The organism is Diaphorobacter sp. MNS-0 (genome assembly GCF_019602835.1).
Classification (GTDB): domain Bacteria; phylum Pseudomonadota; class Gammaproteobacteria; order Burkholderiales; family Burkholderiaceae_C; genus Diaphorobacter; species Diaphorobacter nitroreducens.
The window spans coordinates 1,224,427-1,236,727 of sequence record NZ_CP080761.1 but is presented as its reverse complement, the minus strand read 5'-3'; the positions used below and the strand labels follow the sequence as shown (position 1 = coordinate 1,236,727).

The following is a 12,301-nucleotide window of genomic DNA, read 5'->3' as shown; positions in this document are numbered from 1 at the left end:
TTGCCACTTTCGTCCGCACCCAAGGAACACGCACGCAGATGACCGGGAAACCCGCGCCCACCCCGCGCCCCGACGAGGCCGACTTCTCGAACCACACCCCCATGATGGCGCAGTACCTGGCCCTGAAGGCCCAGCACCCCGACACGCTGCTGCTGTACCGCATGGGCGACTTCTACGAGCTTTTCTACGCCGATGCCGAGAAGGCCGCGCGCCTGCTGGACATCACCCTCACCCAACGCGGCCAGTCGGCCGGCCAGCCGGTGACCATGGCAGGCGTGCCCTTTCATGCGCTGGAGAACTACCTGGGCCGCCTCATCAAGATGGGCGAGTCGGTCGCCATTGCCGAGCAGGTGGGCGAAGTGGGCGCCGCCAAGGGCCCCGTGGAGCGCAAGGTGGTGCGTGTGGTCACCCCCGGGACGCTCACCGATAGCGAACTGTTGTCCGACAAGAGCGAGTCCATGCTGCTGGCCGTGCACCAGGGCGCGCGTGCGCGCTGCGGCCTGGCGTGGCTCTCCGTCACCCAGGGTGTGGTGCAGCTGGCCGAATGTGCACAGGCCGACGTGGGCACCTGGCTCGCACGCATTGCCCCCAGCGAGGTGATCTACAGCGCGGGCATCACCCAGCGCTTTGAAGAACAACTGACCCAGTTGCGCCAGGGCGGCGTGTTCACCTGCCCCATGAGCCTGCGGCCCGACTGGCAGTTCGATGGTGCCCTGGGCGAGCGCAAGCTGCTGGAGCAGCTCGGCGCGGCCAGCCTGCAGGCCTGGAATGCCGAGGGCCTGCCCCACGCCCACGCCGCCGCCGCCGCGCTGCTGCAGTACGCCGAGCACACGCAGGGCCGCGCACTCACCCATGTGCACGGCGTGCGCGTACAGCAAAGCGACGAACTGATCCACCTGCCCCTGGCCACGCGGCGCAACCTGGAACTGGTGAAGACCCTGCGCGGCGAGGACGCGCCCACGCTGTTCTCGCTGCTGGACACCTGCATGACCGGCATGGGCAGCCGCCTGCTCAAGACCTGGCTGCTGGAGCCGCGGCGCGACCGCGGCGACGCGCGCCGGCGCCTGGCCGCCACCCAGGCCCTGCGCGGCACCGGCGGCGGCCAGGGCCCATGGCAGCTGCTGCGCGGCGCGCTCAAGGGCGTGAGCGACGTGGAGCGCATCACCGCCCGCATCGCGCTGCGCCAGGTGCGCCCGCGCGAGCTGGTGGCGCTGTGCAGCACACTACAGAAATCAGAGCTGCTGGCGCAGTCCAGTCAAGCGCCAGAGGCCTTTTTGGCTGAAATATTCAACGACCTGCAGCCCCCGGCGGAATGCACGGCGCTGCTGCGCGCCGCCATCCTGGAGGAGCCCGCCGCCCTGGTGCGCGACGGCGGCGTGATCGCCCCGGGCTTCGACGCCGAGCTCGACGAGCTGCGCGCCATACAGAACAACTGCGACGACTTCCTGCTCGACCTGGAGACGCGCGAGAAGGCGCGCACCGGCATCCCGAACCTGCGCGTGCAGTTCAACAAGGTGCACGGCTTCTACATCGAGGTCACCAGCAGCCACGTGGACAAGGTGCCGGGCGACTACCGCCGCCGCCAGACGCTCAAGAACGCCGAGCGCTTCATCACGCCCGAGCTGAAGAGCTTCGAGGACAAGGCCCTGTCGGCGCAGGAGCGCGGCCTGGCGCGCGAGAAGTGGCTCTACGAGCAGGTGCTCGACCAGCTCCAGCCCCACGTGCCGCGGCTCACGCGGCTGGCGCAGGCGCTGGCCACGCTGGACGTGCTGTGCACGCTGGCCGAGCGCTCGCTCACGCTCAACTGGTGCGCACCGCAATTCGTCAACGAGCCCTGCATCGACATCGAGGCGGGCCGCCACCCCGTGGTGGAGGCCCGGCTGGCCGAAACATCGAGCGGCGCCTTCATCCCCAACCACACGCGCCTGCACGCCAACGCGCGCATGCAGATCATCACCGGCCCCAACATGGGCGGTAAGTCCACCTACATGCGGCAGGTCGCCCTGATCGTGCTGCTGGCGAGCATGGGCAGCCACGTGCCGGCCGCGGCCTGCCGGCTGGGCCCCATCGACGCGATCCACACCCGCATCGGCGCGGCCGACGACCTGGCCAATGCCCAGTCCACCTTCATGCTGGAGATGACCGAGGCGGCGCAGATCCTGCACGCCGCCACGCCGCACAGCCTGGTGCTGATGGACGAGATCGGCCGGGGCACCAGCACCTTCGACGGGTTGGCGCTGGCCAGCGGCATCGCCACCCATCTGCATGACAAGACCCGCGCGTTCACGCTGTTCGCCACGCATTACTTCGAGCTGACCGAACTAGCGGCGCGCCACCCGCACGCGGTGAACGTGCACGTGGGCGCCACCGAGTCCGGCCACGACATCGTCTTCCTGCACGAGATCCAGCCCGGCCCCGCCAGCCGCAGCTACGGCATCCAGGTGGCGAAGCTGGCGGGGGTGCCCGCCGCCGTGCTGCACCACGCGCGCCACACGCTCGCCGCGCTGGAAGAACGCGCGGGCGAGGATGAGCTGCAGGTGGACCTGTTCGCTCCGCCGCCCGCGCCCGAGGTGGCGACCGTGAGCCCCGTGGAATCCGCCCTGGCGCAGATCCACCCGGACCAGCTGTCGCCCCGCGAGGCGCTGGACGCGCTCTACCAGCTCAAGCGGCTGAGCACGCCCGGTTTTGAATAAAATAAGGCTCTAGCGCTTACCAGTAAAGCGCTAGCTGCTATGTTTATGGTAGCAAATACAACCTCATGAGCATGCCCGCCCTGCGCCCGCCGCAGCGCCGCAGCCGCGACACGGCCGCCCGGCAAAGCGCCCTACACTCGCCCTCTTCGCCTTCACTGCCCATCCCATGACGTACTGCGTCGCCATCAAGCTCAACGCCGGCCTGGTGTTCCTGTCCGACTCGCGCACCAACGCCGGGCTGGACCAGATCAGTTCCTTTCGCAAGATGATGGTCTACGAGCAGGCTGGTGACCGCTTCATGGTGCTGCTGTCGGCCGGCAACCTGAGCATCTCGCAGTCGGTGCGCGAAATCCTGCAGGTCGAGCAGATCCAGGAGCCCGGCGACAGCACGCCCATCACGCTGTGGAACGCCACCAGCATGTTCGACGTGGCGCGCGTGCTGGGCTCGGCGGTGCGCCGCGTGTACGAGCGCGACGGCGCCGCACTGCAGCGCGCGGGGGTGGACTTCAACGTCTCCCTGCTGCTGGGCGGCCAAATCAAGGGCGAGGGCATGCGCCTGTTCCAGGTGTATTCGGCAGGCAACTTCATCGAGGCCACGGCCGAGACGCCGTACTTCCAGGTGGGCGAGTCCAAGTACGGCAAGCCCGTGCTGGACCGCGTGATCACGCCCCACACGCCGCTGAGCGAGGCGGCCAAGTGCGCGCTGGTGTCCATGGACAGCACGCTCAAGTCCAACCTCTCGGTCGGCCTGCCGCTGGACCTCGTGGTATACGAGGAGGGGCGCCTCGCCACCGACAAGATCGTGTGCATCGACGAGCACAACCCCTACTTCCGCATGCTGCACGACAGCTGGGGCGAGAAGCTGCGCCAGGTGTTCGACAGCATCGAGGACCCGGCCTGGAACGGCGGCGTCACCGAAGTGCCCATCCGCGTGGAGCCCCTGCGCAGCCGGCCCATCAAGAAGATCACCACACCGCGCGACAAGCTCGTGTGAACCGTTCCATGGCCTGCATCGTTTTCTCCCACGCCAACAGCTTTCCCGCCGGCACCTACCGCGTGCTGTTCGATGACCTGCGCGAGCGCGGCTTTCGCGTCAGCGCCATCGAACGCTATGGCCATGACGAGAAATACCCCGTCAGCAACAACTGGCCCCACCTGGTGCAGCACCTGGCGGACTTTGCCGCCGAGCAGCAGCAACGCAGCGGCGAACAGGCCTTCCTGGTGGGCCATTCGCTCGGGGGCTTCCTGAGCGTGATGGCCGCCGCGCGCCACCCCGAGCTGGCACGGGGCGTGGTGCTGATCGACTCGCCCCTCATCGGCGGCTGGCGCGCCAGTGCCCTGGGGGTCGCCAAGCAGACGCAGGTGGTGGGCGCCGTCTCGCCCGGGCGCGTGAGCCGCGCGCGGCGCAACAGCTGGTCCAGCAACGAGGAGGCGCTGGAGCACTTTCGCCGCAAGAAGGCCTTCGCCCACTGGGACCCGCGCGTGCTGCGGGACTACGTGACACACGGCCTGCAGGACCAGGACGGCAAGCGCGTGCTGGCCTTTGACCGCGCGGTGGAAACCCAGATCTACAACACCCTGCCCCACAACCTGGCCCGGCTGCTGCACGCGCATCCGCTGCGCTGCCCGGCCGCCTTCATCGGCGGGCGCGATTCCGCCGAGATGCGCCAGGTCGGCATGGCGATGACCCAGCGTATCACCCAGGGCCGCGTGACGATGCTGGACGGCAGTCACCTCTTTCCCATGGAGCAGCCCCGCGCCACGGCCGCGGCGATCGAAGCCGCGCTGCTGAACCTGGCCCATATCGCGGATTCCTGACACGGGCAGTCCGCAACAGCCCGCGGCAGCCCGCGGCGACTTGCCCTCTATCCGCTCACACCGCAGTCGTTACGCGGTGATACATTTGAACCTCCTGCGGAGGGTGCGATGCGGCTTTTGCTGTTGCTCTGGTGCGGAATCTTGCCTGGCGGCGTGCGGCTGCGCGCGGTGCTGGGCGGAATGCTGTGCCTGCTCGGCGCGCTGCACCCCGGCCCGGCGCAGGCCTGCAGAGCCACAGTGCTGGAGCCGGGCAGGGGCCCCGTGGATCTGTGGGCCCACCTGTGCATGCGCTCCGACCCCACGCTGGCACGCACGGTGCAGGAGATACTGGCCACGCCCACGGAGTTCGTGGCACCTGCGACGCGCGGCGGTTCACTGGGCGTGCGCCCGGATGCCGTGTGGCTGAAGGCGACACTGGTCCCCCAGGCGCGCGCAGGGCCCTGGGTCATCAATGTGGACTTCCCGCTGCTGAACGAACTCGACGTCTATCTGGTGGCGGACGGCGAGGTGCTGCAGCATCACGCCCTGGGCAACCTGCAGCAGCCCAGCCCCCACGCGCTGGATTGGCGCACCCCCGCGGTGGTTCTGGCGCTGGAGCACGAACGCACTTACGAGCTGCTGGTGCGCGTGCGCACAATGGGCGGAATGATTGTCCCGCTGCGCATCGGCACCTGGCGAGACATGGCTGCGCCCATGCTGCGCGAGCAGATGCTGCAGGGCCTGTTCGTGGGCCTGGCGCTGTGCCTGTTCATCTACGGTCTGCTGCAGGCCGTTGCGCTACGGGAAAAGGTGTTCGCCTACTACGCGCTGCTGGTGCTGGGCAGCGCGGGGTTTTCCATCCACTTCTTTGGCATCGGCACCCTGTTCATCTGGGGGCACCACCCCTGGATGCAGCAGCACGCCGGCCCGCTGTTCGTCTGCATCGCGGTGATCGGCGCCTTCCTGTTCATGGGGCACTCGCTGGCGCGCGACAACCGGCCCGGTCGATTTCTGCGCACCATGCAGGGAGGAGCCGCGCTGTCCGTCCTGCTCTGCGCCGCGTTCCTGTCAAACGTTTTGAACACGCCCGCGACCCTCGCCACGCTGGCACTTCTGGGGCCGCTGCCGGCGTTGGTCAGCCTGCCCGTGGCCGCGCGGCGCATGCACGAGAACGACCCCGTGGGGCACACGCTGCTGCTCGCATGGCTAGTCTATATCGGCACCGCCGTCGCGCTCGCTCTGCTGGTGCATGGGGAGCTCCCCGCCCGATTCTGGCCCATGCACCTCTTCCAGATTGCAGCCGTGGTCAACATGCTGCTGTTCATGCGCATGCTGGGCCTGCGCCACGCACGCCTGCGTGACGCAGTGCAAGACGCCAGCCGGGAGCGCGATGCGCTCATGTCGCTGGCCCGCACCGACCCCCTCACCGGCCTGCCCAACCGGCGCGGCCTGGACGCAGCCCTGGGCGCCGCGCTGCCCCATGCGCAAGCCGACCGGCTGCTGGCCGTGTTTATGCTGGACCTGGACGGCTTCAAACCCGTCAACGATCAGCATGGGCACGCCGTGGGCGACCGGCTGCTGGTGGCCGTGGCGCAGCGGCTGCGCGCCCAGTTGCGCCACGCCGACCTGATCGCACGGCTGGGCGGGGACGAATTCGTCGTCATGGCCCAGCAGCTGCCCAGCGTGATGCAGGCGCACGATCTCGGGATCGCACTGCTGGAATCCTTCCTGACGCCGTTTTACGTGCAGGGCGTCGAGATCCGCGTGGGGTTGACGATCGGCTACGCACTCGCGCCCGACGACGCCTGCGACGCCGGCACCCTCATCCGCCTGGCGGATGCCGCCATGTACAGCGGCAAGCAGCGGGGCAAGTTCTGCGTGCGCCGCAACAAGGGGGACCTGGCGCTGGCGTCGTCCTGACGCGGCTATTCGGCCCAGGTCACCAGGCCGCTCCATGCCGTGGCCAGCACCACCAGGCCAAACGCGATGCGATACCAGGCGAACGGCACGAAGCTGTGCAAGCTGATGTAGCGCAGCAGCCAGCGCACGCACAGCCAGGCGCTGATGAACGAAAACACCAGTCCTACGGCAAACAGCGGAATGTCGGCCGCCGACAGCAGCGCGCGCTCCTTGTAGAGGCTGTAGACGCCTGCGCCGATCAGCGTGGGGATGGCGAGAAAGAACGAATAGTCGGTGGCCGCCTTGCGCGACAGCCCCAGCAGCATGCCGCCGATGATGGTGGCACCGCTGCGGCTGGTGCCGGGCACCATGGCCAGGCACTGCACCAGGCCGACCTTCAGCGCGTCCAGCGGCGTCATGTCGTCCACGGCATGGATGCGCACGGCGGCCTGCTGGCGCCGCTCGGCCCAGAGGATGACGAAGCCGCCCAGAATGAAGGTGCTGGCCACCACCACCGGCGTGAACAGATGCGCCTTGATGGCCTTGCCCAGCAACAGGCCCAGCAGCACGGCCGGGAGGAAGCCGATCAGCACGTTCAAGGCGAAACGACGCGCCTGCCGCTCGGTGGGCAGCGCCACCAGCGTCGCGCGGATGCGCTGCCAATAGACCAGAATGACCGCGAAAATGGCGCCGGTCTGGATGGCGATGTCGAAGACCTTGGCCTTGGCATCGTCAAACCCGAGCAGCGACCCGGCCAGGATCAGGTGGCCGGTGGAAGAGATGGGGAGGAATTCGGTCAGCCCTTCGACCACGCCCATGATGGCGGCCTTGAGCAGCAAGAGAGTGTCCACGCAAGCGTCCTGACAGCGGAAAAGCAAAGCGCGGATTATCAGCCCCGTGCGGCGTGACACGGGTGTCACGCCCTGTGTCCTGCCGGGCCATACGCCAGAACGGCTCCGCTCGCGCCCGCCAGGCAACCGCCCGCGCCACGCGGCTGCCGTTCGTCGCAATGCACTGTTTGGTGGGCCCCCTCTCCTTGCACAGTACGGCAACGGGGTGCAGTACCCCGTCTGGAGACGCGCCATGCATCACTCTCTTCATTCCCCGAACCGCCCGGATACCCTCGACCGCCTGGCCCGGCGGCGCGCGGGCGCCAAGCTGGGCTGGCTGTTGCACGCGGGCGTCTACCTCACCGTTCAGCTGGCGCTGGCGGGCCTGGCGCTGATGCAGGGGCGGACTTGGACACCCTACCCCGCTCTCGGTTGGGGCCTGGGCCTGCTGCTGCATGGGGCGGTCGTGTGGCTGGCCCTGCCCGGAGCCCACTGGCGCGAAGCGCTTGTCGCACGCGAGCGGGCGGCGCTGGCACGCGAGCGCAGCGGCCACAACGACTCGGCACCGCAATGACGGGCCGGCCCTGCAGCACAATGGCTCGCACCCCGCCTGTTCCATGAGCGTCAACCACCCCATCGCCTTCCTCTGCCGGCTGCTGACCACGGCGGCGTTCTGCTGTTTGGTGGCGCTGGGCGTCACGCTGGCGAGATCCACGCCCTGGGATGCGAACCTGGTGTATTCGCTCACCATCGGCCTGGTGAGCTGGTTCACGGTGGACCTGGGGCGCATGGCGCTCACACGCCACAGCGCCATTCCGTGGCCGCGGCGGCCATGGGGAGCGGTACTCATCTTTGCGGGCACGGCCATGGGCTTTGTCTCCGGCTCGGTGGTGGGACACCTGTACAACGGCGGCGCATTGGGCGACCTGGCCTGGCTGCGCGGGCACGAGGCCGTGTCCACCCTGGTCGTCACCATCGCGGCCAGCGCATCCATCTCGTTTTTCTTCCACAGCCGGGGCAAGGCGCGCTTTCTGCAGGCGCGCGTGGCCCAGGTACAGCGTGACGCGGCCGAGGCACGCCTGAAGCTGCTGGAAACGCAGCTGGAGCCGCACATGATGTTCAACACCCTGGCCAACCTGCGCGTGCTGGTGGCCACGGATCCGCCGCGCGCCCAGGAGATGCTGGACCACTTCATCGCCTACCTGCGCGCCACCCTGGGCGCATCGCGCGCCGCGCTGCACCCATTGGCCGACGAGTTCGAGCGGCTGCAGGACTACCTGGCCCTCATGGCCGTACGCATGGGCCCGCGCCTGGACTACACCCTGGAACTGCCCGAGGCTTTGCGCAACGTGCCCGTCCCGCCCTTGCTGCTGCAGCCGCTGGTGGAGAACGCCATCCGCCACGGCCTGGAGCCACAGGTGCAGGGTGGCCACATCCACGTACAGGCCGCGCTGCTGCAGGGCGGCACCCCGGCGGCGCGCGTGCAGCTGGCCGTGCGTGACACCGGCGCGGGCCTGCGCGACACACCACCCGCGGGCACCGCGGGCACGACCACCGCGCGCTTTGGCCTGCAGTAGGTGCGCGAGCGCCTCGCCACCCTGTACGGCGACGCTGGCACTCTCGAATTGATAGCTGCTAGCGCACAGGGCACGGCCTGCATCATCACTTTTCCCTTGAAGCACCATGCACTCGACATTCCCCCGAGCCCTGATTGCCGAGGATGAGCCGCTGCTGGCCGCTGCGCCCCGACGTGCTGCTGCTGGACATCCGCATGCCCGGCCAGAGCGGCCTGGAGGCGGCAGCAGAGCTGGCCGATGCCTGGCCCGATACCGCAGCCTTTCCCGCGCTGGTCTTCGTCACCGCCTACGACCAATACGCCGTACAGGCCTTTGAAGCCCAGGCGGTGGGCTACCTCCTCAAACCCGTGCAGCCCGCGCGGCTGCGCCAGACGGTGCAGCGGCTGCAGCAACTGCTGGCACAGCGCGCCGCCCCTGGCGCGCTGCCGGCGCTGGAGCAAGCGCTGACCCAGTTGCGCGCTTTGGCGCAGGCCCCAGGGCTGGGCGGATCGGTGCGGCCCCCAGCGGGCGGCGGCGCGCCACTGCGCATGATCCAGGCCAGCAGCGGCACGCAGATCCACCTCGTGCCTGTGCAGGAGGTCGTGTACTTTGAGGCGGCCGACAAGTACGTGCGTGTGCTCACCGCCGAGCGTGAATACCTGATCCGCACGCCACTCAAGGAACTGGCCGGGCAGCTCGATCCGGCCGACTTCTGGCAGGTGCACCGGGGCACGCTGGTGCGTGCCGCCGCCATCGCCAGTGCCGTGCGCGACGAAGCGGGCCGGATGCATCTGCAGTTGCGGGGCCGGCCTGAGCGGCTGGCGGTGAGCCGACTGTATGCGCCGCTGTTCAAGGCCATGTAAGCGCGGGCCGGTGCGCACGCGCCTGCACGCGCGCCGCGTCCGGTGTAGCCTCGGGCCCCATGCCCAACGCCCCCTCCGCCGCGCCGCTTCCACCCGCCCCCATCGCCATGGCGCCGCGCGCCGCCCTGCTGATGCTGGTGGCGCTGACCTCGGGCTTCGCATTGAGCTCGGCCTTTCGCACCGTGGCCGCCATCATGGCCGCGCCGCTGCAGGCGGACTTCGGGCTGTCGCCGCAAGCGCTGGGGGTATTCGCGGGCGCCTTCCATTTCGCCTTTGGCGCCATGCAGCTCTTCATGGGCATCGGCATCGACCTGTATGGCGTGCGCCGCACGATCCTGGCGGCGTTTCCGCTGTGTATCGCGGGGGCGCTGCTGTCGGCGCTGGCGCCGGGCTACGGCGCGCTGCTGCTGGGCCAGGCGCTGATCGGCGTGGGCTGCGCGCCGGCCTTCCTGGTGTGCACGGTGTTCATTGCACGGCATTTCGCGCCGCAGCGCTTCGCGGCGATGTCGGGCATGGCGATGGCGCTGGGTACGCTGGGCATGCTGTTCACCGGCACGCCGCTGGCCTGGCTGGTGCAGCAGTGGTCCTGGCGCGCGGGCTTCGTGGTGCTGGCGGCGCTGGCGCTGGCGGCTTGGCTGTGGATCTGGCGCAGCGTGCATGAGCCCGTCGCCGCGCCGGCGCAGCAGGAGGCCCCGCGCGAGTCCGTGCGCGAGGCGGTGCTGCGCTTCGCCGCGCTGTTCGCCGTGCCGCACACCTGGGGCATCGTGGTGCTGGGCGCGGTGACCTATGCGGCGCTCATCTCCCTGCGCGGCCTGTGGCTGGGGCCCATGCTGATCGAGCGCCACGGTTTCTCGCTGGTGCAAAGCGGCAACGTGGCGTTGGCCCTGTCGGTGGTGGCGCTGTGCGGGCCGATGCTGTTCGGCCGCATCGACCCCGGCCCCGCCCGGCGCCGCCGCTGGATCGTGACCTGCACCCTGGCCATGGCGGTCCTGTTCGCGGCCATGGTACTGCCGCACTCCGCCCTGCTGGACGTCGCCTGCATGCTGGCCGTGGGGCTGCTGTCGGGCTTCATCGTGCTGCAGTACGCGGACGTGCGCGCGGCCTACCCGGCGGCGCTCACCGGGCGGGCCATGGCGGTGTTCACCATGGCCATGTTCCTGGGTGTGGCGGCCATGCAGTGGCTCACGGGGCTGGTCGCGTCCCTTGCCAAGCGCGGGGGGACGGACCCTTACCTGGCAGTGATGGCCAGCATCGCCGTGCTGCTCGCGTTGGCGGCGCTGGCGTTTCGGCTGCTGCCGCATCCGCCGCAGGGTGAAAGATAGCAGTCAAATCTGCCGTTATCGCTTACAGGATAAGCGCAAACAGCTATCAATTAAATAGCGTCACATGCCAACTGCCCCAGCGCACGTTCACAGCGAGCTGGCGCTGGAGCCGTCGCCCCGGTAGAGCCAGGGCACGTCCAGCAGCCGCTCTCCCAGCAGCCGCAACGCCGTGTCGCGCCCCCAGCGCACGAGGCCCGTGGCATGGAAGATGCGCCCGTTGCGCCGCGAGCGCTCCTGCACGCGCGCGTTGCGCTGCCAGCGGTTGAGCGCGTAACGGCGCAGGCGCAGCGGCACTTCCAGGTCGTGCATGGCCAGGGCGCGCTGCAGCTCGGCTGCGTCCTCGATGGCCATGCCGGCGCCTTGCGCCAGGTAGGGCCGCATGGGGTGCGCCGCGTCGCCCAGCAACGCCACCACCCCCTGCACCATCTCTTGCGGGCCGGCGACGGGCGGGCGGTCCAGCAGCGGCCACAGGCGCCAGCCACTGCCCGCCTGGGGCACGGCGCGAATCAAGTCCTGCAGCGGCGTGCAGGTGCGGGCCAGCGCGGCCTCCAGATCGGCCGCGTTGGCGCCATGGTCCCAGGAATCGAGGTCGGCCGGCGGCTGCCCGTGGCGGATGGCCACCACGTTCAGCAATTCGCCACGGCGCAGCGGGTACTGCACCACGTGCAGGCGCGGCCCCAGCCAGGCGGTCACCTGCTGGCTGCGCAGCGCCTGGGGCAGCGCGTCCTGGCGCACCACGGCGCGGTAGGCCAGGTGGCCGGAGACTCGCGTGGGCGTCTCACCCAGCAAACGCATGCGCGTGCCGCTGCGCAGGCCGTCGGCGCCGATGAGCGCATCGCCTTCGATCAGCAGATCTTGCGCACCGCCCTCGCTGGCGCTTGCCGGGCCGTGGCGCGTTACGCGCACGGTGACCACGCCACCGTCTTGCGCATGGTGCACGATGGAATGGCCCAGGTTCAGGTGCACACCAGTGCGCTCGCGCAATGCATCGAGCAGCAGGCCGTGCAGGTCCGCACGGTGGATGGTGGCGTAGGCGGCGCCGTAGCGCTCGATGGCGGTGTTGCCCAGGCGCAGCGCCGCCAACTCAGCGCCGGTGAGCGCACTGCGCACCTGCAGACGCTCGGGGAAGGCGGCCACGGCCTGCAGCGCGCTCTGCAGGCCGCAGGCCTGCAGCCGGCGCACCACGTTCGGGCCGATCTGCACGCCGGCGCCCACCTCGGTGAACTCCGCGGCACGCTCGAAGAGGCGCACTTCCCACCCGGCACGCGAGCTACCCAGGGCGGCAGCCAATCCTCCGATGCCACCGCCTGCGATCAAGACTTGTTTCTGCATGGACCGATT

At 69.5% G+C, this 12,301-nt stretch carries 9 protein-coding genes and 1 pseudogene; 8 read left to right on the top strand and 2 right to left on the bottom strand.

From position 1 onward, the window contains the following. Nucleotides 1–38 precede the first annotated feature (38 nt). The 4 genes from mutS to K2L43_RS05895 all read left to right on the top strand — a co-directional run bounded on the left by mutS (nucleotide 39) and on the right by K2L43_RS05895 (nucleotide 6,410). A complete protein-coding gene (mutS, locus tag K2L43_RS05910) occupies nucleotides 39–2,693 on the top strand; it encodes a DNA mismatch repair protein MutS (RefSeq protein WP_220638697.1) in 2,655 nt (884 codons plus the stop codon). A 166-nt stretch (nucleotides 2,694–2,859) separates the two neighbouring features. Next, a complete protein-coding gene (locus K2L43_RS05905; RefSeq protein ID WP_047350825.1) occupies nucleotides 2,860–3,687 on the top strand; it encodes a proteasome-type protease in 828 nt (275 codons plus the stop codon). 8 nt (nucleotides 3,688–3,695) lie between these two features. Further along, nucleotides 3,696–4,511 (top strand): alpha/beta fold hydrolase, encoded by an 816-nt coding sequence (locus tag K2L43_RS05900; RefSeq protein WP_011804587.1) that lies wholly within the window; start codon nucleotides 3,696–3,698, stop codon nucleotides 4,509–4,511. 108 nt (nucleotides 4,512–4,619) lie between these two features. Then, nucleotides 4,620–6,410, top strand: coding sequence for a diguanylate cyclase (locus K2L43_RS05895; RefSeq protein WP_220638696.1), 1,791 nt, complete (start codon nucleotides 4,620–4,622; stop codon nucleotides 6,408–6,410). Between the two features lie 5 nt (nucleotides 6,411–6,415). Here K2L43_RS05895 and K2L43_RS05890 read toward each other — a convergent pair whose 3' ends face one another. Beyond that, the gene (locus K2L43_RS05890; protein ID WP_011804585.1) at nucleotides 6,416–7,240 is read right to left on the bottom strand and encodes an undecaprenyl-diphosphate phosphatase; all 825 of its coding nucleotides are present in this window, start codon (nucleotides 7,238–7,240) and stop codon (nucleotides 6,416–6,418) included. Nucleotides 7,241–7,472: 232 nt separating this feature from the next. Here K2L43_RS05890 and K2L43_RS05885 point away from each other — a divergent pair, with 232 nt between their 5' ends. The 4 genes and pseudogenes from K2L43_RS05885 (at nucleotide 7,473) to K2L43_RS05870 (ending at nucleotide 10,960) form a co-directional block, all read left to right on the top strand. Next, entirely contained in the window at nucleotides 7,473–7,793 is a 321-nt protein-coding gene (locus K2L43_RS05885; RefSeq protein ID WP_103737238.1) for a 2TM domain-containing protein, read from the top strand. 43 nt (nucleotides 7,794–7,836) lie between these two features. Next, nucleotides 7,837–8,943, top strand: a pseudogene (locus K2L43_RS05880) (sensor histidine kinase). Further along, on the top strand, nucleotides 8,940–9,638 hold the full coding sequence (locus K2L43_RS05875; RefSeq protein ID WP_220638695.1) for a LytTR family DNA-binding domain-containing protein: 699 nt from the start codon (nucleotides 8,940–8,942) through the stop codon (nucleotides 9,636–9,638). The pseudogene K2L43_RS05880 and the gene K2L43_RS05875 overlap by 4 nt, the downstream one beginning before the upstream one ends. Nucleotides 9,639–9,697: 59 nt before the next feature. Next, entirely contained in the window at nucleotides 9,698–10,960 is a 1,263-nt protein-coding gene (locus K2L43_RS05870; RefSeq protein WP_172206573.1) for an MFS transporter, read from the top strand. A gap of 87 nt (nucleotides 10,961–11,047) precedes the next feature. On the opposite strand, the gene K2L43_RS05865 is transcribed toward K2L43_RS05870, so the two are convergent. Then, complete coding sequence (locus tag K2L43_RS05865) at nucleotides 11,048–12,292, bottom strand: FAD-dependent monooxygenase (RefSeq protein WP_220638694.1); 1,245 nt, start codon at nucleotides 12,290–12,292, stop codon at nucleotides 11,048–11,050. Nucleotides 12,293–12,301: the final 9 nt, after the last annotated feature.